The 22,536-nt window shown below is 62.8% G+C and carries 20 protein-coding genes and 2 pseudogenes; 10 read left to right on the top strand and 12 right to left on the bottom strand.

Annotated features, from left to right (window positions below; genetic code table 11):
* Positions 1-72 precede the first annotated feature (72 nt).
* Positions 73-987, top strand: coding sequence for a LysR family transcriptional regulator (locus CFR78_RS11755; RefSeq protein ID WP_034932713.1), 915 nt, complete (start codon positions 73-75; stop codon positions 985-987).
* A 219-nt stretch (positions 988-1,206) separates the two neighbouring features.
* On the opposite strand, the gene CFR78_RS11750 is transcribed toward CFR78_RS11755, so the two are convergent.
* Together CFR78_RS11750 and CFR78_RS11745 are read right to left on the bottom strand one after the other, a co-directional pair.
* On the bottom strand, positions 1,207-2,154 hold the full coding sequence (locus CFR78_RS11750; protein ID WP_034932715.1) for an alpha/beta fold hydrolase: 948 nt from the start codon (positions 2,152-2,154) through the stop codon (positions 1,207-1,209).
* On the bottom strand, positions 2,151-3,254 hold the full coding sequence (locus CFR78_RS11745; protein ID WP_034932717.1) for an alkene reductase: 1,104 nt from the start codon (positions 3,252-3,254) through the stop codon (positions 2,151-2,153). The genes CFR78_RS11750 and CFR78_RS11745 overlap by 4 nt, the downstream gene beginning before the upstream one ends.
* 124 nt (positions 3,255-3,378) lie before the next feature.
* Here CFR78_RS11745 and CFR78_RS11740 point away from each other — a divergent pair, with 124 nt between their 5' ends.
* Positions 3,379-4,287 (top strand): LysR family transcriptional regulator, encoded by a 909-nt coding sequence (locus tag CFR78_RS11740; RefSeq protein ID WP_034932719.1) that lies wholly within the window; start codon positions 3,379-3,381, stop codon positions 4,285-4,287.
* A gap of 18 nt (positions 4,288-4,305) precedes the next feature.
* Here CFR78_RS11740 and CFR78_RS11735 read toward each other — a convergent pair whose 3' ends face one another.
* A complete protein-coding gene (locus tag CFR78_RS11735) occupies positions 4,306-5,226 on the bottom strand; it encodes a LysR family transcriptional regulator (RefSeq protein ID WP_034932721.1) in 921 nt (306 codons plus the stop codon).
* A 113-nt stretch (positions 5,227-5,339) separates the two neighbouring features.
* Between CFR78_RS11735 and CFR78_RS11730 the strand changes: the two genes are divergently transcribed.
* Positions 5,340-6,602, top strand: a complete 1,263-nt coding sequence (locus CFR78_RS11730) for a serine hydrolase domain-containing protein (protein WP_371440481.1) — start codon at positions 5,340-5,342, stop codon at positions 6,600-6,602.
* Positions 6,603-6,663: 61 nt separating this feature from the next.
* The gene (locus CFR78_RS11725; RefSeq protein WP_034932726.1) at positions 6,664-7,500 is read left to right on the top strand and encodes an oxidoreductase; all 837 of its coding nucleotides are present in this window, start codon (positions 6,664-6,666) and stop codon (positions 7,498-7,500) included.
* A 126-nt stretch (positions 7,501-7,626) separates the two neighbouring features.
* On the opposite strand, the gene CFR78_RS11720 is transcribed toward CFR78_RS11725, so the two are convergent.
* Together CFR78_RS11720 and CFR78_RS11715 are read right to left on the bottom strand one after the other, a co-directional pair.
* Positions 7,627-8,544: an SDR family oxidoreductase gene (locus CFR78_RS11720; protein WP_034932728.1), complete on the bottom strand. Its 918-nt coding sequence runs from the start codon at positions 8,542-8,544 to the stop codon at positions 7,627-7,629.
* Positions 8,545-8,573: 29 nt separating this feature from the next.
* The gene (locus CFR78_RS11715; protein WP_034932761.1) at positions 8,574-9,311 is read right to left on the bottom strand and encodes an SDR family oxidoreductase; all 738 of its coding nucleotides are present in this window, start codon (positions 9,309-9,311) and stop codon (positions 8,574-8,576) included.
* Between the two features lie 115 nt (positions 9,312-9,426).
* Here CFR78_RS11715 and CFR78_RS11710 point away from each other — a divergent pair, with 115 nt between their 5' ends.
* A complete protein-coding gene (locus CFR78_RS11710) occupies positions 9,427-10,323 on the top strand; it encodes a LysR family transcriptional regulator (protein WP_034932763.1) in 897 nt (298 codons plus the stop codon).
* 241 nt (positions 10,324-10,564) lie between these two features.
* On the opposite strand, the gene tkt is transcribed toward CFR78_RS11710, so the two are convergent.
* Positions 10,565-12,652, bottom strand: a complete 2,088-nt coding sequence (gene tkt / locus CFR78_RS11705) for a transketolase (RefSeq protein ID WP_051672164.1) — start codon at positions 12,650-12,652, stop codon at positions 10,565-10,567.
* Positions 12,653-12,910: 258 nt separating this feature from the next.
* On the bottom strand, positions 12,911-13,333 hold the full coding sequence (locus CFR78_RS16030; RefSeq protein WP_146221284.1) for a hypothetical protein: 423 nt from the start codon (positions 13,331-13,333) through the stop codon (positions 12,911-12,913).
* 402 nt (positions 13,334-13,735) lie between these two features.
* Here CFR78_RS16030 and CFR78_RS16025 point away from each other — a divergent pair, with 402 nt between their 5' ends.
* A complete protein-coding gene (locus CFR78_RS16025; RefSeq protein WP_146221283.1) occupies positions 13,736-14,071 on the top strand; it encodes a hypothetical protein in 336 nt (111 codons plus the stop codon).
* Here the strand turns inward: CFR78_RS16025 and CFR78_RS11695 are convergent.
* From CFR78_RS11695 to CFR78_RS11675, 5 genes are all read right to left on the bottom strand, one after another.
* Positions 14,052-16,592, bottom strand: a complete 2,541-nt coding sequence (locus tag CFR78_RS11695; RefSeq protein WP_110581186.1) for an amino acid adenylation domain-containing protein — start codon at positions 16,590-16,592, stop codon at positions 14,052-14,054. The genes CFR78_RS16025 and CFR78_RS11695 overlap by 20 nt on opposite strands.
* 100 nt (positions 16,593-16,692) lie before the next feature.
* Positions 16,693-16,953: a hypothetical protein gene (locus tag CFR78_RS11690; protein WP_034932732.1), complete on the bottom strand. Its 261-nt coding sequence runs from the start codon at positions 16,951-16,953 to the stop codon at positions 16,693-16,695.
* Positions 16,954-17,378: 425 nt separating this feature from the next.
* Positions 17,379-18,188 carry an ABC transporter permease gene (locus CFR78_RS11685; protein WP_034932734.1) on the bottom strand — a complete coding sequence of 270 codons (810 nt, stop codon included), beginning with the start codon at positions 18,186-18,188 and terminating at the stop codon, positions 17,379-17,381.
* Complete coding sequence (locus CFR78_RS11680) at positions 18,185-18,820, bottom strand: ABC transporter ATP-binding protein (protein WP_084149791.1); 636 nt, start codon at positions 18,818-18,820, stop codon at positions 18,185-18,187. The genes CFR78_RS11685 and CFR78_RS11680 overlap by 4 nt, the downstream gene beginning before the upstream one ends.
* 311 nt (positions 18,821-19,131) lie before the next feature.
* Positions 19,132-19,551, bottom strand: a complete 420-nt coding sequence (locus CFR78_RS11675; RefSeq protein WP_167331807.1) for an RcnB family protein — start codon at positions 19,549-19,551, stop codon at positions 19,132-19,134.
* Positions 19,552-19,682: 131 nt separating this feature from the next.
* Between CFR78_RS11675 and CFR78_RS11670 the strand changes: the two genes are divergently transcribed.
* From CFR78_RS11670 to CFR78_RS11655, 4 genes and pseudogenes are all read left to right on the top strand, one after another.
* Positions 19,683-20,039: an ArsR/SmtB family transcription factor gene (locus tag CFR78_RS11670; RefSeq protein ID WP_034932736.1), complete on the top strand. Its 357-nt coding sequence runs from the start codon at positions 19,683-19,685 to the stop codon at positions 20,037-20,039.
* 103 nt (positions 20,040-20,142) lie between these two features.
* Complete coding sequence (gene arsH, locus CFR78_RS11665; RefSeq protein WP_034932738.1) at positions 20,143-20,841, top strand: arsenical resistance protein ArsH; 699 nt, start codon at positions 20,143-20,145, stop codon at positions 20,839-20,841.
* Positions 20,842-21,421: 580 nt separating this feature from the next.
* Positions 21,422-21,727, top strand: a pseudogene (locus CFR78_RS11660) (B12-binding domain-containing radical SAM protein); the annotation flags it as partial.
* A gap of 59 nt (positions 21,728-21,786) precedes the next feature.
* Positions 21,787-22,536, top strand: a pseudogene (locus CFR78_RS11655) (IS3 family transposase); the annotation flags it as partial.

Genomic DNA, 22,536 nt, shown 5'->3' with positions numbered 1-22,536 from the left:
GGCAGGAAATCTGCCGCATCCCGATAGCTGGGTCTATGCACGGAAATGCGCATGAACTATTGAAAAAACACCATGAATAAAACGCCCAGCCTGCCGGAACTGACGGCCTTCCTTGCTGTTGCGCGGCACCAGAGCTTCCGCATTGCGGCAGACGAACTCGCCCTTTCGCCCTCAACGCTCAGCCACATGATCCGTGCCCTTGAAGAACGGCTGGGACTGCGGCTCTTTCACAGGACAACGCGCAGCGTCGCCCCGACAGAGGCGGGCGCGCAGCTTGTCGCGCAACTGGCCCCCATTCTTTCCAGCCTTGAGCAGACGCTTGCCACTATCGGCATGCTGAAGGCACGCCCTTCGGGCACATTGCGGATCAATGCCTCCAGACATGCCGCCCGCGCCCTGCTGCGCGCCATCATGCCCATTTTTGTGGACCGCTACCCCGATGTGCATGTTGACCTTGTGACCAATGGCCGGTTCATCGACATTGTGGCGGAAGGTTTTGACGCGGGCGTCCGTCTGGCTCAAGCTGTGCCACAGGATATGATCGCCGTGCGATTTGGCGCTGATGGGCGCTTTGTCGCCGTTGCCTCGCCTGATTATCTTGCCACGCATGGTGTCCCGCGCACGCCTGATGACCTGCTCCACCACGCCTGTATCCGCTTTCGCCTGCCCGGCGGGCGGCTCTACCGCTGGGAGTTCGCGCGTTACGGGCAGGATCATGTCATGGATGTCGCCGGTGCCCTGACGCTGGACGACATGGATCTGATGGTCGATGCGGCCATCGCGGGGCAGGGTATCGCCTTTGTCTCCGAAGAGACGGCCCGGGAAGCCCTTGAAAAGGGACGGCTTGCAATCATTCTGGATGACTGGTCGCCTGCCTTTCCCGGTTATGCCCTCTATTATCCCGGACACCGGCTGCTCCCGCCCGCGTTACGGGCCTTTATAGACGTTGTGAAGGAATTTCAGGCGCGCCAGATCGTCACGCCATGAATGGTTTGTGGCCGTATCCTGTCTCCACCATCGCCATCTCATGCATGCGCCGTATTAGAGACTGTTTGAAAAGTTGGGCCGGAAGACATTCAGCAATCATGAAGAAGTTTTTGGTGAAGCTTTTTTCAAAAAGCTTCGAAGAACGCCGCCTTTTTGAAAAAAGGCAGCACCAAAAAACTTTTATTATTTTTTATCAATGACTTGTTTTCAAACAGTCTCTTATGCATCGCGTTCCGCCCAGAACTGCAACAGTTCGCTCACAACCCGGCGCGGCGCCTCCTCGGGCATGTAGTGACCGCAATTTTCAAACACGCTACCCCGCACGTCCGTCGCAACGGACTTCATGGTTTCATACAGGACGCTCCCCGCCCCGTTATCCGCACCGAGTGCCAGCACCGGAATGGACAGCGGGCGCGCGGCGCGGCGCCGGTTTGCGTTCAGGCCATCGGGGCTGAAGACATGCCGGTAATAGGAAAGCGCCGCCCGTGTTGCCCCCGGCGCCGCGTTGACCCGGACATATTCCTCAAGATCCGTCGGCGTGATGGTCCATGGGCGGGTTGCCTTGACCCTGAACAGCCATGTCAGGAATTCGCGTTCCCGCCCCTGCAGCAGGATTTCCGGCAGGTCATCAAGGCGGTTGAAGGCGAAATGCCATGTTTTCAGGTTGACCGCATCCGGCAGGACATCAACGGCCGGCACCTGCGTGATGCCTGGCAGGGCCGCATCAAGGACCGCCAGCCGTCCGACATCTTGCGGCCAGTCCGCCGCATGGGCGTAGCTGATCCAGCTTCCGACGTCATGCCCCACCACATCAAGGGGACCATCTGCCGCAAGGCCCAGCGCCTGCACCAGGCCATGAATATCGGCGGCAACCGTCTGGAGGTCATACCCGCTGGCGGGACGGCCTGAATCGCCCATGCCACGCGGATCAAGGGCGATGACCCGCCGCCCGGCCTGACGGAGCAGGTCCATGACATGCCGCCATGCGTACCAGCTCTGTGGCCAGCCCGGCACCAGCAGGACGGGTGGGCCGTCCCCGCCTGCCACATAGTGAAGATCCACCCCGCCCGTCCGGGCCGTTTCATGCCCGAACACGCTCCAGAACGCCCCCGGATCGAATGGCGGACAGGTATCGACCGCCACTGTTGCGATGATCTGACCTGTCATGCCTGCATTTCCTTCACCGGGACATCATGGAAAGGATAGTCGGTATAGCCATGCGCATCACCGCCATAAAATGTCGTGCGATCATAGGCATTGAGTGACCAGCCATGCCGCAGCCGCGCCACGAGGTCCGGATTGGCGATGAATGCGCGCCCGAAGGCAACTAGGTCCGCAGTCCCCGACGCCAGCAGCCGGTCCGCACTGTCATGCGCAAACCCGCCCGCGGCAATGATCGTGCGTGAAAACAGGGGACGGAGTGCGGCGGCATCCACGGGGTTGTCCTCGGCATCCAGACCGAGGCGGGGCTGGACGATATGCATATACCCTGCCCCCATCTCCTCCAGCATGCTTGCCACATAGCCAAAGGTCGCGTGACGGTCGCTGTCGGACATCGACCCGTACGAACCGCTGGGGGACAGCCTGACGCCCACGCGCGCCGGCCCCCAGACCTCCATGGCCGCCTGTGTCACCTCACGCAGGAAACGGGCGCGGTTCACGATCGGGCCGCCATAATCGTCCGTCCGCCGGTTTGCGCCATCCTGCAGGAACTGGTCGGGCAGGTAACCGTTCGCGCCGTGGATTTCCACACCGTCGAACCCGGCCTTCAGGGCACGTTCAGCCGCCGCGCGATAGGCGGCCACCAGCATCGGAATCTCGTCACGCTCAAGGGCGCGGGGCGTATCGAAGGGCACGGTGCCCCGCAGGGTCCATGCCACGCCATCCGCCCGGATGGCCGAGGGCGCAAGCGGCGCATCACCGCCGGGCTGGAGCATGCGGGCCGACTGACGCCCCACATGCCACAACTGCTGGATCATGCGGCCGCCTTTGGCATGCACGCCATCGGTAATGCGCTTCCAGCCCGCGATCTGCGCATCGTCATAAATGCCGGCAGCCCGCTCGAAGCCGTAACCGGACAGGGCAACGGGAGAGGCTTCGGAGATCAGAAGCCCGCCGGGGGTCGCGCGCTGGGTATAGTATGTCAGCATCAGGTCATTGGGCAGGTTGCCGGGGCTTGAGCGCATGCGGGTCAGCGGGGCCATGACAACGCGGTGCTTCAGCAGCATGGAGCCGACAAATTTCGGGGTGAAAAGCAGATCGGTCATGAATCGGTCTTTCGTTTTGCGGACTGTATGGGCACTTCCCTGCCCTGAAATGAACGATAGACATGCCGATCCTGTGCTGGCAGACCCTGTATTGACCTAATGCTCATTCCATAAAGGAATAACCATGGACCGCCTTCAGGCCATGACCGTGTTCGTACGCGTTGTCGAAACCGGCTCCTTCACCGCCGCCGCCCGCCAGATGGGGATGGGCCAGCCTGCGGTTTCCAAGATCGTGGCCGGGCTTGAGCAGCAGTTGGGCACCCAGCTTCTCCTGCGCTCGACCCACGGCCTGACACCGACCGATACCGGCCAGCGCTATTTCGAACGGGTCGCCCGCGTTATCGCAGATGCGAATGAAGCCGATGCGCTGGCGCGGAACAGTCTTGCCGATCTCAGCGGCCGGTTGCGCGTGGCGGCCCCCACGACATTTGGCCGCCTGCAGATCATTCCCCGGCTCGGGCGGTTCCTGTCGGCCCATCCGCGCCTTGAGGTGGATATCGAACTCGATGACCGGCGCGTCGATCTTGTGGCGGAAGGAATCGACGTGGCCCTGCGCGTGGGGCCACTGCATGAGAGTGCCGTGGTCGCGCGGCGTCTGGCGCGCGGGCGGCGGTCCGTCATCGCCACGCCAGCCTACCTTGCCCGGGGGCCAGCCCTGATATCGCCGAAAGACCTGATGCATCACCAGGCCATTCTGTACACACGCGGCGGCACACTCAGGCAGACCTTTCGCCGGGGAGAAGAAAGCGTTGATGTCACACTCGGCTCACGCCTGCGCCTGAGCGCGGCGGAAGGCGTGCGGGCGGCCGTGCTCGCGGATCTGGGGCTGACGGTATCCGCTGACTGGATGTTCCTGAGCGAACTGCGCACGCAGGCGGTCGTGCGGTGCCTGCCGGACTGGACACTCCCGGCGGTCGATCTGTGGGCGCTGCTGCCCGCCGGGCGCCTGACCAGTGCGCGGGCGCGCGCGTTCATGGATTTCGTAACGGAGATCATCCAGCAGGTGGAGGCGAAACAGGGCGCATTCGATTAATGCCGCTGACCTGTCTGGCTATACCGGCTGCATGGTCCACGGGGCCGTGCCATCGAACGCGCGCACCAGAAAGTCGATCATGGCGCGCACCTTGGCAGGCGGCGTCCGGTCCGGGGCATATAACAGGTGAATATCGCCCAGTGCGGCGGGTGGCGCATCAAGCGTGAGAACCTCCAGCCGGCCCGCGCGGATGGCATCGGCCACGATGAAGTCCGGCTCGTAAATGATCCCCAGTCCAGCGCTGGCGCAAGCAACCAGCGCATCACCATTATTCGCGCACAGGGGGCCACGCACGGGAACGCGCCGCTCCCGTGACCGCCCGTAAAACCACTCTTCCGGCTTGGCGATGCCGGAGAGCGAAAACCCCAGGCAGTCATGTTCCGACAGGTCAGCCCAGGATCGGGGCCGCCCGCGTCCTGTCAGGTAATCGGGGGCCGCGCAGACCAGCAGTTCGCACGCGGCCAGCCTGCGGGTGACAAGGCGGCTGTCCCTGAGGCGGCCGATGCGGATGGTCAGGTCCCATCCCTCCCCCGTCAGGTCCACAATCCTGTCATTCAGCCCCAGATCGACCGTGACCGCGGGATGCTGCGCGTGAAACGCCGGGATCAGCGGCGCGATATACCGCACCCCGAAAGACAGCGGGACATTGAAGCGCAGGACGCCGGACGCCTCGATACGCTGTGAGGCAATACGCGCCTCGACCTCCTCCAGTTCGGGAAGAAGGCGCTGGCACAGTTCCAGATAATGCTGGCCCGCCTCGGTCAGGCTGAGCCTGCGGGTGCTGCGATGGCACAGCCGCACGCCCAGCCGCTTTTCCAGCGCATCCAGATGCCTGCTGGCCATGCCGGGTGACAGGCCCAGCGCCCGGCCGGCGGCCGAAATGCTGCCCATCTGCATGGCACGGGAAAAAAGCTGCATGCCGGTAATGCGGTCGAGCATGTGATTGATGACTGTCCGTATAAACTGAATTGATTTCCCGCCTGATTATGTCCCGAAACGGCAGGAATTACGATAGCGCCCTGACAATGGCACAAAACAGCAGGGGCGAAGGCATGCGACAGCGAACACAGGCACGGCATCACGCCACTATGGGGCGGCGCAGCATTCTTGGTGCGGCCCTGCCGGCCGCCATGTGGGCATCCTCGCTCTCCCCCGCATCGGCTGCGGGGGGATCAGCCGCCAGTGCGCGCGCAGGCGCGATCGACAGTGTTCTGGATCAGGCTGTCCGTTCGGGCATGATTGTCGGGGCGAGCGTGATGGTCGCGGAACGCGGCAGGACCGTTTATCAGCGCGCGGTCGGCCTGGCCGATCGTGAGGCTGGCGTCGCGATGCGGACGGACACGCTCTTTCGCCTGGCCTCAATGACCAAGCCGGTCATCTGCGTTGCAGCACTTGCCCTGATGGAACGGGGCAGACTGTCACTGGACGCGCCGGTAACACGCTGGCTGCCCGATTTCCGCCCTGCCCTGCCGGACGGCAGGCGGCCGGTCATCACCATCCGGCACCTGATGACGCACACGGCGGGGCTTGGCTATGGCTTTCTGGAGCCTGAAACCGGCCCCTGCCATCGGGCCGGCGTGTCGGACGGGCTGGACCATTCCGCTCTCACGCTGGCAGAAAACATCGCCCGGATCGCATCGGTTCCCCTGCTCTTTGCCCCCGGAACGGCATGGCATTATTCGCTCGCCATTGATGTTCTGGGCGGGGTCATCGAACGTGTGACTGGTAATGATCTGCCTGCGGCGGTCAGGAATCTCGTGACCGGCCCGCTTGGCCTGGACACCATGGCCTTCACGGTGCCTGAAGGCACGCCGGTCGCCATCCCGTATGGCGATGGCGGGGCGGCGGGGGCCGTGCGCATGACAGACCCGTTCAGCCTGAAATTCGGGCCGGGTCATGTGGTGTATGCGCCCTCCCGCGCCTTCGATCCGGCGGCGTGGCCGTCCGGGGGTGTCGGCATGCTGGGCACGGCCGCCGATTATCTGCGCTTTGCCGAGGCCATCCGGACGGGAGGTGCCGGGATACTGAAGCCTGAAAGCGTCGCCGCCATGACGGGCAATGCCATCGGCGACCTGCCGGTCGGGGCGGCAGGTCCGGGTTTTGGCTGGGGGCTGGGCGTTGCGGTCCTGACAGATCCGGCGAAGGCGGGACTGCCGCTTTCACCCGGTTCATGGAACTGGTCGGGCCTGTATGGAACCGGCTTCTGGGTCGATCCGGTACGCGAACTGAGTGTCGTGGCGCTCACCAATACGGCAGTCGCCGGCATGACCGGGCCGTTTCCGCTGGCGCTGCGCCGTGCGGTCCATGCGGCCTGACCTGCGGCCATCCCTTATCCGACCGGGAACCTTCGTAACACACATGGAAACACAACCAGATATGACACAAACACAGACGCGCCGCCTTCTCATTACCGGCGTCAGCAGCGGTCTGGGGCGCGCCCTGGCCGAGCAGGCCCTGGCTGACGGCCATGATGTCACAGGCACCGTCCGGACCGAACGGGCGCGTGAGGCATTCGAGGCCCTTGGGGCCCGCGCAACCGGCATTATGCTCGACATTACGGACCATGCCGCCATCAAGCCCGCCATCGACCGGATTGAAGCGGATCGGGGACCGATCGACGTGCTCGTCAACAACGCGGGCTACGGGCTGGAAGGCACGATCGAGGAGGCATCGCTGGACGAAATACGACGGCAGTTCGAGGTCAATGTCTTTGGCGCCATTGCAATGATCCAGGCGGTCCTGCCGCATATGCGCGCGCGCAAGGCCGGTCATATCCTCAATGTGACCTCGATGGGCGGGATGATCACCATGCCGGGGCTGGGTCTTTACCATGGCAGCAAGTTTGCCCTCGAAGGCATGACCGAGGCCCTGGGCAAGGAGGTGGCCGGTTTGGGAATTCATGTCACAGCCGTGGAACCCGGTGCCTTCCGGACCGACTGGGCCGGACGGTCCATGGTCAGGGCGGAACGTCACATCCCTGACTATAATGCGGTCTTTGCCCAGCTCCATGAACGCCGTGCCGAAAATGACGGACCTCATCTGGGTGATCCGCAACGGGCCGCGCGGGCAATGCTGGAAATCCTGAAGGTCGAGGCGCCGCCTGTGCACCTGCTGCTGGGCAGTGACGCGGTGCGGCTTGTCGGCGATCAACTGGCACGCCTGCAGGCGGAATTCGAGCGCTGGCGGACGCTGTCCTGTTCAACGGATGCGTGACCCCGATAAACGGACATAAAATTTTCCGGGTGTCGCGTTTCCATAAAGGACGACACCCGGAGCACATTTATTGTTTCTGCCCTACTCTGCAAAGACAGGCGGCTTCAGACACCGCCTAACGCACGATCAGGGCGATGCCGATGGTTTGGGTGCTGCGATATGCAGCAGATCCTCAAGACCGATGCGCCGTAGCAGTTCTGCCCGCATCCTGTCGGCCACGCCGTTGACGATTTCCGCCCCGTCCTGTGCCGGATCAACATGCACCCGGAACGGGCGCTTGCCACGCGGAGTATCTACGACAGTCTCGATCGCCCGGGCCACGCTCTGCGGGTCGGCATCGGCCGGTTCGAGGGCCGCCAGCCCTGCTAGCGCCTTTTCCTCCACGCCCTTGTATGGCCCATCCATATAGGCCAGCGCCACGGCCTGATCGGCCGGGGCACCGGCATCACGGAAATGGTTGGTGCCCTTGGTAAAGGCGCCCGGCACGATGATGGTCGTCTCGATCCCCCAGCGGGTCAGTTCACCGGCATAGGAAATGGCCAGCGCATCCATTGCCGCCTTTGCCGCGAAATAGGGGCCGAGAAAGGGCGGCGTGCCGCCCCGCGTGCTGGATGACGAGACCCACACGACCAGCCCCTGCCCCCTTTTGCGCATATGCGGCAGGGCCGCGCGATTGAGGCGCTGGGTGGACAGGACATTGACGTCATACAGCGCCGCCAGCTGCTCTGGCGTGAACGCTTCCGCCGGGCCAAAACACATATGGCCCGCATTATGGATCACGACGTCGATCTGGCCCTGTTCCGCGATGATCCGGTTGACCGCCGCCCCGACCTGTGTGTCCTGAAGCACATCCAGTTCGACGGTGCGCAGGTCGACCTTCCAGTCCGTTGCAAATCGGGCCGCGTCCTCCACCGCCGCTTTCCCCCTGCCCGTGGGGTCCAGAATACCGGCATAGACACAGTGCCCGGCAGTGGCGAGCGCCCGCGCGGTCATGGCGCCAAACCCGCTCGACGCCCCGGTAATCAGGACAACCTGCCTGCCCATGCTGCTTTTTCCTTCCACGACCGCTGCCCTCAGACCATGCCGCCATTGGCGCGCAGGGTCTGGCCATTGATCCACGCGCCATCCGGCCCCACGAGGAAGGCCACGGCCGCCGCGATGTCATCCGGCGTGCCCAGCCGTTCCAGCGGGTTCATCTTCGAGAGTTTTTCGATCAGTTCCGGGCTTTTGCCATCCAGGAACAGCGCGGTTCCGGTCGGCCCCGGTGCGACCGCGTTGACCGTGGTGTTCCGGCCACGCAGTTCCTTGGCCATGATGGCCGTCAGGGTCTCGACCGCCGCCTTTGTGGCGGCATAGACGCCGTAATTCTCGAATTTCAGCCCCACGACGCTGGTCGAGAGATTGACGATGCGCCCGCCCTGCCGAAGCCGCTTCCCCGCCTCGCGCAGCGTGTTGAACGTGCCGCGGAAGTTGATGTCAACCTGTCGCGTAAAGGCGGCATCATCCACATCGGCAATCCGGCCCAGCGTCATGATCCCGGCATTGTTGACCAGCACATCGACCCCGCCGAAGGCTTTTTCCGCCGCATCGAACAGCGCGGTCACGGCCGCCGGGTCGGACACATCGGCCCTGACCGGCAGGGCCTCGCCGCCAATCTTACGGATCTGCCCTGCAAGTTCCTCCGCCTGCGCAGCGTTGCCCGCGTAATTGATGACAACCGCCAGACCGTCCTTCGCCAGTCGTGTAGCGATGGCGGCGCCAATCCCGCGTGATGCGCCCGTGACGATCGCGACTTTCCTGTCCTGTGTCATATCCATTTTCCTTCTGCCTGTGGTCATCTGGACCATGAAGGGAACCCTGCCCCTTTTCGGCCGCCGGATAATCCCGCATAATCCGGACAGGCCATTCGGAAAAAGGGAACAGTCCATGGACCGGCTGGACGTCATGCGCCTGTTCATGCGCATCGTGGACCGCGAGAGCTTTACCCAGGCGGCAGAGGACATGAACCTGCCGCGTTCGACCGCGACCGATGTCATCAAGGCGCTGGAAGCCCGGCTTGGCGTGCGCCTGCTGCACCGCACGACGCGCCAGGTCAGCCCGACACCGGAAGGCGAAACCTATTACCGCCGCTGCCGGCATATCGTGGCCGAGATCGAGGATGCCGAGGCGGCATTCGGCACTGTCCGGCCCAAAGGCACGTTGCGGATCGATGTGCATGGCACGCTCGCGCGCCATTTCCTGCTCCCGGCCCTGCCGGCATTCTTTGCCGCCTATCCGGATATCGAACTGCATATGAGCGAGGGCGACCGGCTGGTCGATCCCGTCCGTGAAGGCATGGACTGCGTGCTGCGGGTGGGCGAACTGAAAGACAGCGGGATGGTGGCCCGGCAACTGGGCATGCTGGAGGAAGTGACCCTTGCCGCCCCGGCCTATCTGGAAGCCCATGGCATCCCGGCCCACCCGGATGCGCTGGCGGAGGGCCACTTCATGGTCGGCTTCCAGTCCAGCCTGCGGGGGCGCATCCTGCCGCTGGAATTCGTCATTGACGGAAAGCAGCGTGATATGGTCCTGCCCCTCCACATGGCCGTCAACGCGGCGGAAAGCTATGTTTCAGCTGCCCGGGCGGGGCTGGGCATCATCCAGATCCCGCGCTATCACGCGGCGCACGACCTCATGGCCGGAACACTGGTGGACATCCTGGCGGCGTTTCCGCCCACCCCATCCCCCGTCGCACTTCTGTACCCGCATAACCGGCAGATGTCGCCGCGTGTGCGCCTTTTCATTGACTGGGTTGCCGAGATTTTCCATCGCACCCGTCCCTGATGCCGACCCGTCCCGCCGGGAAATCCGTTTCCATCATGGGCACAGAACCCGGCGGAAAAGGGACCCGGCCTGCGCATCGCGCATGTCGGTCAGGCCAACCAGGGACCATGCGCGGGCGCGGACGGCAACCCGTGCCATCAGCCCAGCGCCCCCCTGACGGGACGTGCGGGCGGGGGAGCAGGACGCCTTGCCTCCCCCTGATGGTTGATACGCCATGCGTTCATGGCCGGGACATGCCGGTTCAGAGCATGGCGCGCGCGACCGCAAGCACGGCATCGTCCGTAAAGCCGAATTTCCGCATCAGGTCCTGATAGGGCGCGGAAGCCCCGAAGGACTGCATGGCAATGATCCTGCCCTGCGCCCCCGCATAGCGCTCCCAGCCAATCCCGCTGCCGGCTTCGATCGTAATGCGCCGGGTCATTTCCGGTGGCAGGACGGACTCCCGGTAGGATTGGGGCTGTTCTTCAAACAGTTCCCAGCATGGCAGTGAGACGACACGCGTGGCCACGCCTTCGGCCCGGAGCTTTTCATGGGCATTGATGGCAAGGTGCAGTTCACCCCCCGTCGCGATCAGGATAAGCTGCGGGTCGGGCATGTCGGCAACCACATAGCCGCCCCTGCGCAGCCCGTCCGCCGCGCCGTAGCGCGAACGGTCAATCGTGGGCAGCGCCTGTCGGCTCAACGCGAATGCAACCGGGCGGGTGGAGGATTCCATGGCCACCTGCCATGCGACGGCCACTTCATTGGCATCAGCCGGCCGGATGGTCAGCAGGTTCGGGATGCCGCGTAGCTGGAGCAGATGCTCGACGGGCTGGTGGGTTGGACCGTCCTCGCCCATGCCGATGGAATCATGTGTCAGGATATAGATGACCGGCAGGCCCATCATGGCGGCCAGGCGGATGGGTGTTTTCATGTAATCCATGAAAACAAGGAAGGTGGCGGCGTACGGACGCAGGCGATAGGACGCCATGCCGTTGCAGATCGCGCCCATTGCATGCTCGCGGATACCGAAATGGAAGTTCCGGCCGCTGTAATCACCCTGCCACGCGGGGGATTCAAACCAGCCTGTTCCCCCGAATGTCAGCGCGGATTTGTTCGACGGGGCCAGATCGCCCGAACCACCAAGCAGGAACGGCATGACCTGTGCAACGGCGTTCAGCACCTCGCCCGACGTCTCGCGCGTTGCCTTGCCAGCCGCATCGGGCGCGTAATCCGGGCACGCTGCCTTCATGATCCGCGTCATGTCCGCGCCACCGTGTTCCATGCGGTCAAGTTCGGCGGCAAGATCCGGCCAGGCCGCGCGATAGGAATCCATCATGGTGCGCCATGCCCCATGCGCCCGCCCGCCCTGCATGCCCGAGCGCATGTGCTCCAGCACGCCATCCGGCACGAGGAACTGCGCATCCTCCGGCCAGCCATAGGCGCGTTTCGTCTCGCGCACCTCTTCCACGCCCAGCGGGGCACCATGCGCGGATGCCTTGCCCGCCTTATGCGGCGCGCCATAGCCGATAACGCTGTGCGTGATGACAAAAGTGGGTCTTGTCAGGTCATCGCGCGCGGCGCGCAGGGTGGCGCGCAATGTCTCCAGATCATTTATATCGGCAACTTCCAGCACATCCCACCCGGCCGCGCGGAAACGCGCCGCCAGGTTTTCGGTGAAGGTGATGTCGACATTGCCCTCGATGGATATCCTGTTGCAGTCATACAGCCAGACAAGATGCCCCAGCTGCAGGTGCCCCGCCAGGGAGGCGGCCTCGGCGCTGATGCCTTCCATAAGGCAGCCTTCGCCGCAAAAGGCATAGATGTGATGGTCGAACACGTCATGGCCGGGCCGGTTGAAATACCTGCCCAGCCAGGCCCGTGCGATTGCCATGCCGACCGAAACCGCCAGCCCCTGCCCCAGCGGCCCGGTTGTCGTTTCCACCCCCGTCGTGACACCGTATTCGGGATGGCCCGGCGTGCGTGAGCCAAGCTGGCGGAACTGCCGCAGGTCATCAAGCGTTACGGCCGGGCGATCGGTCACATGGCCACTGGCCGCCATCTCGCGCACGCCCGCCAGGAAAAGTGTTGCATAGAGCATGGACGAGGCATGGCCGACCGACAGTACAAAACGGTCACGATTGACCCACCCCGGCGCCGCCGGGTCGTATTTCAGGATATCGCGCCACAGCACGTAGGACGCGGGCGCCAGGCCCATCGGCGTACCCGGATGGCCGGAATTGGCTTTCTGGATGGCATCGATCGCCAGTGTACGGATGGTATTGATGGCCAGGAGGTCCATGCCGCCTGACGATGTATCCAGATGAGGCATGTGACTGACGGTATCCATTGGGCCGCGCTCCAGCTCTGTCTGATCCTGCGGCTCACAATGTCATGAAATACGGGTTAACTACTTGACCCACATCAACCTTCCTGTTCCCCGGTCATAAGGGCCGAACACGCTTTCTTGAGGTGGAAACCGGCGCCATGGGGGGGCAGGCATGAAAACGGGCCGGCCGACCGTCATCGGAAGCGGACAGGGGCGCCTGCGGCTGGCGCCACGTATATTTATTAATGTGTCAGCCCAAACCCGACATAAGGTGTCCCGTTAAAAGGGACAGGAGGCAGGTTGGTCAGGAGATTCAAATCTTGATATCGCGCGCTTCAGCCATTTGGTACGCAGGTCCTGCGACGCGGACAGGCCTGCGCTTTTGTGCCGGGCGGACATCAGGCTTTGCCTGTCCTTGCCCGTTACATGTTCACACACACCCGCATGGGCTTCGTACAGTTCTGATATGATGCCGACCAGCGCGCTTCGGCTGTCCGCGCCAATTTTCTGGTTTATTTTCCTGAACTCGACCAGCATGACGGCATGGTCTTCAAGAAACAGCCCACTGAACGACGGTGACATCCGTGACATATGGGGGCGCACGATGGAAACATAATCGGCGGGCAGCATATCCCCCGCAAGTTCCATGGCAGAGCGCGATGCGATCAGGACATCCCGCAGGCCCTGTATGAGGGTATCCACTTTTCCGGGGTCCGATACGGTGGAAATCATGCGCGAACAGAGAAGGATCCCCTGGATGAGGATAAAAAAAATCTGATGCCCGACTTTCCATCGGTTGAGAATACGGGCGGGCGCGGCATCATTCCCCTGTGAATCCGGGGCCAGCGGGGATGCGGCACGCGCGTGGTGGAATGTATCGTGACCACGTAGGCCCGGATCGGGCCCATGGTGTAGCAGGACCCATTCCAGAACGGTACGGATACCGTGGATGATGGAGCGTGACTGTTCTGGATTATATGACCATTCAGCCTGTTTGACGGCCATGAAGGCCGACATGACAACAATGCATGAGGCGCCAAGCATATCAACGGAACTGACATCCATGTTAACGCGCGCAATGCCAAAATACCGGTCAAACATTGCATGGTCGGCTTTACGCTGGGTATCGGGAATCCTGTAGTCGTGCAGATCCAGTGCATATGGCCCGCAGGTCATGACGGGATCATGGGCCGGGAAGGCGTCTGTTCCACCGTCCCCGGCATGGCCCGACATCATGCCCGCGTACCTGAAAAGGCAGGGACCGAATTCATGGTCAACCGATATGTCCGCCTGCAGAAGGTGCCTGGGCATGGGAAGGAAGATATGCTCGTACTTCATGGTTCCGGTCCTTTGTTTTATTGTTTTCATGCGCCATTGCATTTTCATGAAATAAAACGGCGCGACCTGACCTGTTCCGGCCTTATGCAAGATGTAACCTGACCATCCGGATCAGGTTCTGGATGAACGGATCACGCATGATGTCGTAATGACCGACATCGAATATTTCTGTTACGGTTTTCCCTTTCAGCACCCGGTTCCAGCCATACGGGGCACGCCGCAGGATGGTGGTGCGGAAGTACAGGAGCGCACCGGTCAGGCGTGAGCGGGGCCGGCAGAACGCAATGACCGTACGGCCACCGAACGCGCGGGGTATCCAGTCGGTCTCTGCCCGGGCAAGGGCTACGGCCAGTTCACGATAGGCTTCAGGTATCCAGTCCGGCAGTTCCCGCTGCCGGTATCCGTTCCGGGCCTGCCGGTATCCTGACCGGATACATGTACAGGCCGCCTGCCTGTAACGACGCAGCCAGTCCCGGATATCCACGGCAATGTGCCGCGCGCGGGGATCAACCAGGATCAATGTAACCGCGCAGCCGCTGTTTTCCAGCGCGCAGGCCAGGTCGACCGCCGGAATCGCCCCTGCGGAATATCCCATCAGGACATAGGGACCGGCTGGCTGTATTTTCCGTATTTCGGCTACATAGGCGGATGTCAGTTCCCCAAGCACGGGCCGCCTGATCAGGTCGGCTTCCAGCGGGCCGGCCGCCAGTCCGTAAACCGGGCGTTCATCCCGAAAATATCGGGCGAAGGTCAGGAAACTGAGGGGCCTGCCAAAAATGTCGGGAAGGCAGAATATGGGAACGCCCCCCCCGCCCGCCTGAAGCGCCATGACATGGGCCGGGCGCCTGTCCTGGCGCTGCACGATCGGCGCGAGTGCTCCGGCATTGCGCCCGTGATACAGCAGCGCGGCCGGAACGGCATGGCCCAGCAGTTCCTCCAGCTGCGTGGCGGCCTGTTCCGCCAGCAGGGAGTCCCCGCCATGATCAAAAAAATCATCATGCTGGCTCAGCAGGGGTTGGCGGAGGATATCGCGGAACACGCCGACAATGACTTCTTCCACCGGGCGCAGGGCGATATCGGAGCGTGCCATGTCCTGCGTTCCCACCACGTCCATCGCACCCAGTGCGATGCGATCGATCTTGCCCACCGGGGTCAGGGGCAGGCTGTCCAGCACCGTCAGGCGGGTCGGCAGCATGTAGGCGGGCAGCATCGTGCGCAGTGCCCGTCTTGCATCCGCCAGCGTCATGGGCCGATCCGATACCACAAAGGCCGCGAGATGTTCGGTCTTGTGTTCATGCTCGATTGCAATGACCGCTGCCGAACGGATACCGGGAAGACGGGCCAGCGTGGATTCCACTTCGTCAAGCTCGATCCGGAACCCGCGGAATTTTACCAGCCGTCCACACCGGCCCACGAAAAGCAGGTTGCCATCATCCATTTGCCGCACGATATCGCCGGTACGGTACATCCTTTCGCCCGGCACGAATGGGTCCGGCACAAAACGTTCAGCCGTCAGGGCGGGCTGGTTCAGGTATTCAACGGCAAGTAACGGGCCACCTATGAACAGCTCCCCTGTTTCACCGGATGTGACCGCACGCCCGTTTTCATCCAGTATGTATAGCCTTGCCCCTGCTATGGACCGCCCGATGGGGGGATCAAGGTGAATATCGCGCGGCACATGGGCGATGGTGGCGCAGATGGTCGTTTCGGTCGGACCATAATGATTCCTGACCGCCCGCACGGATGAACTGGCGTAAATTTCCCGCGCCAGTGCCGCTGTCAGCTTTTCACCCCCCACGCTGATGACGCGGACGGAATCCGGGATGCGGCGCGCCCGGGCCAGCAGGGCAAGGGCGGAGGGAACGCCATTCAGCCAGGTCGGGTTTTCAGCCGGGGAAAAAGGTTCAAGCAGGTCACGCTTCAGCAGGACGGTTCCGCCGGTACTCAGGGGCAGGAAGATTTCCAGCAGTGAGGGATCAAAGCAGACCGAGGTCGTTGCCGCGCCACATGCCAGGTCCCCTGGCAGGAACGTTTCCGCCAGGCTTTCGATCACCGCGCCCGCGGTATGGCGCAGTACGACACCCTTCGGGCGGCCGGTTGAGCCGGATGTATAGAAAATACAGGCCAGATCAACGGTGTTGGCCCCTTCATCAAGGGGCGCCGTGCTCCATGCGCCAATCATCCCCGCCTCGATATCCAGGGCCAGGCGCGAGCCGGAAAAGCCGGGCACATGCGGCAGGGCGGACTGCGTCACCACAAGGGCGGGCAGGCAGTCCGCAAGCATCATTTCGATGCGCCCGGCGGGATAGGCGGGGTCCAGCGGAACATAGGCCCCGCCCGCCTTCATGATGGCCAGGATGGTCACGACCAGTTCAGGCGAGCGCTCCAGGCATATGGCCACCAGTGTTCCCGCACATACGCCGTGACCGCGTAAATGCCGGGCCAGCTGATTGGAGCGTTCTTCCAGATCGCGGTAACACCACCTGTCCCCCTTATGGATGAGCGCCACGCCCTCGGGCCGGAGGCGGGCCTGACGGACAAACAGGTGATGGATGCGCCGTGTGGCCTGATGCCGGATGTCTTCATCAATGACCGCAAGGCTGGATGCTTTCTGGGACAGCATAGCGTACAAAACCCCATGGACGGATTCATGGCGGGATGCTTCGTTCCCGGCCTGATCTATGAAATATACATCAAGTCATTATTCATGATTTCATCATGTTTTACGGGGCCATTGGTAAATATGAACTGTATTCAGGGAAGCGCCTGACTGCCGCCGGCATGGCGAAATGTCCATTGCCGTCGGGGATGGGTGTGCCTGAATGATTTTCCTGTATTTTATAATAAAAGATAAAAACCGCTTCGCTTTGCGCGTAATCCATAAATAAAAAAATGCCGCTTTCACGGTAAAGGTCCGGTTTGCACGCATGTGGCGCATGGGCGCCCTCATGCGTGGCATCCCATCTTGTGAAAAAGAATGGCATGGTACGACTTCCTGTTCGAAAGCGGGCATGAATTTTCAAGAATGTGGCCACGTTACATGACGGGCGTCTGTAAAAACGTAGGCATGTCCGTTAAGTTTCAGGACAGGGAGCAATCATCGGGAAAATTTTCAATCGGTATCTTTGTACTCTATTTATGATATTAAGAATTATTATACATAATGTACAGGCAATAAAATATACGCGCGATAAAGTATCTTCCTGCTGGTATTCAGGTTGTTGCATCCATGGTGCAAGACCGGGCCATCCGCCAGGTCACGGGTGCGATACCCGCCGGTGCGCGCAGGCCCGCGCGGTGGCATGGATGCGGTGCCGCCCGGCCACCGACTGATCCGGATGTGCGTTGCGGTTCACATTCCGCATTCACCGTGATGGCGCAACCGGCATGATGGTCCGGTGCCCCCGCCTCAGCCCTTTGCGGATCGGGCGCGCAGCCGTTCCAGCCGCAGCCGCCCCCGGCTGTCCGTCAGGCGCCAGGCTGTCAGGCAGGCTGCGGATGTCGCGCCGATCAGGTTGCCACTGACGATCAGCGACATCAGCAGGATCTGGTATCTGGATGCCTCCAGCGGGTTCATGCCCGCCAGGATCTGCCCTGTCATGATGCCGGGCATGGTGATGATCCCGGCAGCCGCCATCTGGTTCAGCGTGGGCAGCAGGGCCGTCCGGATTGCCTGACGGATCATGCCATTCATGGCCTGCGCCCGGGTTGCCCCCAGAATGATCCGCGCCTCGATCGCCAGGCGTTCACGCATGATGGTGGACAGGAGCGTGTTCATCGACAGGCTGGTTGCATTCATGACATTGCCCAGCAGCAGGCCGGTCAGCGGAACCGCCGTACGGGCCACATACCACGGATGGGGCTGGAGCGCGGTCAGCAGCCCGACCAGTGCCACGACAACCGTCCCGGCCACCGTGGCGATGCCCGCAATCCCGAAATGCCAGCCCGGCGCAAGGCGGACCTGCTGGCGCGACCCGGCTTCCCAGGTGGCGGCGGCGAACATGAATGCCAGCAGCCCGACGGTCAGCCACACGGACGCATGGCCAAACACGAACAGAAGCACGCTGCCAACCAGGGCAAGTTGTACCGCCATGCGCACGGCACAGACCAGCAGCGTCCGCTGCACCCCCAGCGACAGCAGGAACGACAGGGCTGCGCCGGCGGCAATCAGGGCAGCGGCAAGCAGCATGTCCCCTGTCGTCAGCACGATGGGGCTCATGGCGTGATTTCCTCCATATGTCCCTGCGCCATCTGGAACCGCCCTGCGGCCATGCGCCCTGCCTGCTGCATGTCGTGGGAAACCAGGACAATGGCCGTACCCTGTTCCCGTACCGCGTGCAGGACGGCCTCAACCCTGTCCGTCGTGGCGGCGTCCAGTGCGGAACAGGGTTCATCCAGCAGCAGGGCACGGGGGTGCAGCAGCAGTGACCGGATCAACGCCAGCCGCTGGCGTTCCCCCGTGGACAGGCGTGACAGTGGCCTGTGCAGGCAGTCCGCCCGAAGGCCCAGCCGCCCGACCAGATCGCGTACCGTATCCGTATCCGCCATATGGTCCAGTACGGCATCGGACCACCACGCGGGTTCCGCCGGGACATACTGCACCAGACGGCGCCACTGCGGCGCGGGCATGGCCGGACAGGCCAGCCCGTCAATCCGCGCCACGCCTTCATGCGGGTCAAGATCCGCGATCATGCGCAGCAGCACCGTTTTCCCGCTTCCCGATGGCCCGGTAACCGCCACGCATCCGCCCCTCGGGACCACGAAGGTAAACGGGCCGCCATGGGCACAGCGCAATGCCTGCACCGCCAGCCCCGATGTCCCGGCCATGGGGGGATAGGTCGCGTCACTCATTTGCCCTCCTGAACGGCTGGTCCTGCCTGTTCGCGCGCAGGCACCGGCCACATCGCCATCCGGGCACAGGACTTTTCCATATATCTTCATTTTTCGATATATGGAAACATCAGAACCCCCGCCGCCCCGTCCCGGATGTCACCACCCGGGGGGAAGGTACGATCGGGCCGCAACCCGTGCCCTGTTACGGGCGGGTTGCCGCAGCATGGGAACCCGCCCCTGCATCACCCGGCACCGCCATGGTTCCGGACCGACCCGGATTGGCGGGCGGTCGTCGCCAGTTGGCAGTGGCGTTGCGATCAATGGCGCATTCAGTAGGGTGGAGGATAGGCTGGCTGCCCCGGGTAGGCCGGTACGGCCGGATAGGCTGGTGCCGGGTAGGCAGGCGCCACCGGAACGGCGGGCACCGCCCCGGCCGTGGCGGCGACCACGCCCGCGATCAGTCCGGTTGCCGCCACCACCAGCAGGTACTGCCCCCCGGACTGCATCCAGTAACAGCCGGATGGGGGCGCCCACAGACCACGGTAGCGGCGCCAGTCCTGGACCCGCCACCGCTGCTCCCGCCAACGGGAATAATACTCCCCTTTCCGCCAGTCCCGCATGTGGCCATGGCCGCGTTCCCCGCCATGATGACCCTGTTCCCCGCGCGCCCATGGCGGGTCGGCGGATGCCGCCGTGCTGGCCGTGATCAGGCAGACCGACAGGATGGCGGCCGGAAATCGTCTTGTCATGTTGCCTCCATAATCATGCATATAAGGAACGCAGGCCCTCATGGCTTTTGTGTGAATGTGGGAAACCCTGCGGCATGGACCATGCAATGGCCGGGATTGACATGGCCTAATATATCCATAATCAAGGATATATGGATACGGAATCGGCCCTTGCCGCGCTCAGCGCCCTGTCACAGTCCACGCGGCTGGCAATCTTCCGCCTGCTGGTGCGCCATGAACCCGACGGGCTGCCCGCCGGTGATGTCGCGCGGCATCTTGACGTTCCGCAGAACACCATTTCCGCCCATCTTGCCACCCTGACCCGCGCCGGCCTGCTGGCGTCACAACGCCGTGGCCGCCTGATTGTCTATCGCGCCAGCCTGGCCCGGCTGCGGGACCTGATGCTCTTTCTTGTCAGGGATTGCTGCGCGGGCAATCCCGAACTCTGCGCGCCCCTTGTCGCACATCTGGGTTCCTGCTGTCCGGGCGGGGAGACAGGCGCCGGATAGGCCCGTACGGCGCCAGGGCGGGAAGCGCGCCCCGCCCGTCCCCCTGCGTGCGGCACACGCCCCTGCCCCCATTCCTGACACGACCGAAGGACCAGACGGACCCATGTCCAGACCCGAAATGCCCGCCCTGCACCCGGGGTATCTCGAAGCGATCGATCCCGCACGGCTGGACGCATTGCCACGTTCTGACCATCCGCCCCGTATCCTGCTGCTGTACGGTTCGTTGCGGCCCCGCTCCTTCAGCCGCCTGCTGGTGCTGGAGGCGGAACGCATCCTGAAAATGCTGGGGGCCGAGACGCGGGTATTCGACCCGACCGGCCTGCCGGTGGCAGATTCCGTGCCCGCCACGCATCCGAAGGTGCAGGAACTGCGGGACCTGTCGATCTGGTCCGAAGGCCAGGTCTGGTGCAGCCCCGAACGGCATGGCAACATGACGGCGGTATTCAAGAACCAGATCGACTGGCTTCCCTTATCGCAGGGGGCGATCCGCCCGACACAGGGGCGTACGCTGGCGGTCATGCAGGTCTCGGGCGGCTCGCAGAGTTTCAATTCCGTCAATGCCCTGCGCGTTCTGGGCCGGTGGATGCGGATGTTCACCATACCCAACCAGTCCAGCGTGCCGATGGCCTATACGCAGTTTGGCGACGATGACCGGATGAAGCCCTCACCACTCTATGACCGGATGGTGGATGTCATGGAGGAACTGATGAAGTTCACATGGCTTCTGCGTGACAGGGCCAGCTACCTTGTGGATCGTTACAGCGAGCGGCGCCCGGCACATGACCCCTCTCAGGCACCGTGAAGCGGAAGGGGCGGTGGGGCCGGTCCTCCCGCCCCTGCGATCTGGATTAATAAATCCCAATCTTCATGCAATCATCTTGTCGCTTTATCGGCGCGCTTGTAAAAAACAAAAAGAAATACTTTGTTGCAAGCGTAGCGTTATGGAATGTCCCCCATTGAAAAGCGCCATAAACAGTAACATCCCTCCGGCCACGCAGTACAGGCCGGGCCCGCATGGCGGGCACCGGCGCATGGCAGTGTGCCTGCGTGCCCGCACCCGGCCGGTGCGCGGATACGCGCCGCATCCCGGTTGCGCCCTGTAACCCGCGCTCTCTCCCTGCCCTTGCGGGATAACCGGAGCCGCCTGCCCGAAGAATGATGGCCCGCCCTGCCAGACCCGCCCCGCCATCTGCCCGCGGCGCGATACCGCCCGCCACGGATGTCATTCCCGCTTACGTGATCGATACCACTACGAAAGGGGTCCCCCCCATGTCACCCTTCCCGTCAAGCGGCGTCCTGCGCGGGCGCATGGTCTGTGGAAATGGACCGGCCGGCATCCGCCCCGATCAGGGCCACACCCCGGGAAAGCAGGCTCCCGCACGATGACCGACATGTGCAGGGTGCTGATGGTCTTTCCGCTCTTTAACGCAAACTCGTTCTGGAATTATACGGAAGCCTGCGATCTGACTGGCGCGCGCTATCCGGCTGCCCCGCTTGGCCTGATTACCGTGGCGGCCCTGCTGCCGGAAAACTGGGAAGTCAGGCTGGTCAACCGCAATACCGAAACACTGGATGATGCCGATCTCGCCTGGGCCGATATCGTGATGACCGGCGGGATGCTGCCGCAACGCAATGATACCCTGCATATTATCGAAACATGCCGCGCCCGTGGCAGGCCGGTAGAAGTGGTCCCCATTTTTCGGACAGGGCGATAAGCTATAATCCGATCTGAGAGAGAACGGGTTTTATGGGCAAGGTTACGCGCAAGAGGTATGCGGCGGAGTTCAAATCACGGGTTGCCCTGGAAGCGATCCGTGGGGAACTGACGCTGGCGGAACTGGCTTCGAAACATGGGGTGCATCAGACGATGATCGCCCAGTGGAAACGGCAGGCGATCGAGGGGATGGCGGCGACCTTCTCCGGGAAGACGGTGGCGGAGCCCCCGGTCAGCCCTGCTGATGTGGAGAAACTGCACGCGAAGATAGGCGAGCTTCTCGTGGAACGGGATTTTTTACGCGATGCCTCTGCTCGGTTGGGCGTGATCAGAGGCGGCAGATGATTGACCCGAAGCGAGCGCGTCTGCCGATAATCCGGCAATGCACGCTGCTGCAACTCAACCGGTCGGGCGTCTACTATCGGCCTGTGCCACAGAGCGAGGCCAATCTGGAGCTGATGCGGCTGATCGACGCCCAGTTCCTGGAAACGCCCTATTATGGCTCACGGCAGATGACATGGCATCTGCGCCGCCTGGGACATGAAGTGGGCCGCAAGCGGGTCCGGCGGCTCATGGCGATCATGGGCCTTCGGGCGATCTACCAGAAGCCGCGCACGACCGTGCCCCATCCGGAGCATCGGAAATATCCATATCTGCTACGGGATCTGGTCATCAATCGGCCTAACCAGGTCTGGTGTTCCGATATCACATATATTCCCATGAAACGGGGATTTCTCTATCTCGTGGCGATCATGGACTGGTTCACGCGCAAGGTCCTGTCCT

It is taken from the genome of Komagataeibacter rhaeticus, assembly GCF_003207855.1.
Lineage (GTDB): Bacteria > Pseudomonadota > Alphaproteobacteria > Acetobacterales > Acetobacteraceae > Komagataeibacter > Komagataeibacter rhaeticus.
The sequence above is the reverse complement of the archived record's forward strand: the minus strand, read 5'-3'. Positions and strand labels throughout refer to the sequence as shown.

Bases quoted from the DNA above. Each gene is read 5' to 3' on its own strand.
- CFR78_RS11735 (WP_034932721.1), bottom strand. From the start codon at position 5,226: ATGCTCGACCGCATTACCGGCATGCAGCTTTTTTCCCGTGCCATGCAG.
- CFR78_RS11710 (WP_034932763.1), top strand. From the start codon at position 9,427: ATGGACCGGCTGGACGTCATGCGCCTGTTCATGCGCATCGTGGACCGC.
- CFR78_RS11715 (WP_034932761.1), bottom strand. From the start codon at position 9,311: ATGACACAGGACAGGAAAGTCGCGATCGTCACGGGCGCATCACGCGGG.
- CFR78_RS11750 (WP_034932715.1), bottom strand. From the start codon at position 2,154: ATGACAGGTCAGATCATCGCAACAGTGGCGGTCGATACCTGTCCGCCA.
- CFR78_RS11695 (WP_110581186.1), bottom strand. From the start codon at position 16,592: ATGCTGTCCCAGAAAGCATCCAGCCTTGCGGTCATTGATGAAGACATC.
- CFR78_RS11675 (WP_167331807.1), bottom strand. From the start codon at position 19,551: ATGACAAGACGATTTCCGGCCGCCATCCTGTCGGTCTGCCTGATCACG.
- CFR78_RS11680 (WP_084149791.1), bottom strand. From the start codon at position 18,820: ATGAGTGACGCGACCTATCCCCCCATGGCCGGGACATCGGGGCTGGCG.
- CFR78_RS11690 (WP_034932732.1), bottom strand. From the start codon at position 16,953: ATGCCATTCTTTTTCACAAGATGGGATGCCACGCATGAGGGCGCCCAT.
- CFR78_RS11670 (WP_034932736.1), top strand. From the start codon at position 19,683: ATGGATACGGAATCGGCCCTTGCCGCGCTCAGCGCCCTGTCACAGTCC.
- CFR78_RS16025 (WP_146221283.1), top strand. From the start codon at position 13,736: ATGGTCGGCTTTACGCTGGGTATCGGGAATCCTGTAGTCGTGCAGATC.
- CFR78_RS11720 (WP_034932728.1), bottom strand. From the start codon at position 8,544: ATGGGCAGGCAGGTTGTCCTGATTACCGGGGCGTCGAGCGGGTTTGGC.
- arsH (WP_034932738.1), top strand. From the start codon at position 20,143: ATGTCCAGACCCGAAATGCCCGCCCTGCACCCGGGGTATCTCGAAGCG.
- CFR78_RS11685 (WP_034932734.1), bottom strand. From the start codon at position 18,188: ATGAGCCCCATCGTGCTGACGACAGGGGACATGCTGCTTGCCGCTGCC.
- tkt (WP_051672164.1), bottom strand. From the start codon at position 12,652: ATGGATACCGTCAGTCACATGCCTCATCTGGATACATCGTCAGGCGGC.
- CFR78_RS11725 (WP_034932726.1), top strand. From the start codon at position 6,664: ATGACACAAACACAGACGCGCCGCCTTCTCATTACCGGCGTCAGCAGC.
- CFR78_RS11730 (WP_371440481.1), top strand. From the start codon at position 5,340: ATGCGACAGCGAACACAGGCACGGCATCACGCCACTATGGGGCGGCGC.
- CFR78_RS11755 (WP_034932713.1), top strand. From the start codon at position 73: ATGAATAAAACGCCCAGCCTGCCGGAACTGACGGCCTTCCTTGCTGTT.
- CFR78_RS11745 (WP_034932717.1), bottom strand. From the start codon at position 3,254: ATGACCGATCTGCTTTTCACCCCGAAATTTGTCGGCTCCATGCTGCTG.
- CFR78_RS11740 (WP_034932719.1), top strand. From the start codon at position 3,379: ATGGACCGCCTTCAGGCCATGACCGTGTTCGTACGCGTTGTCGAAACC.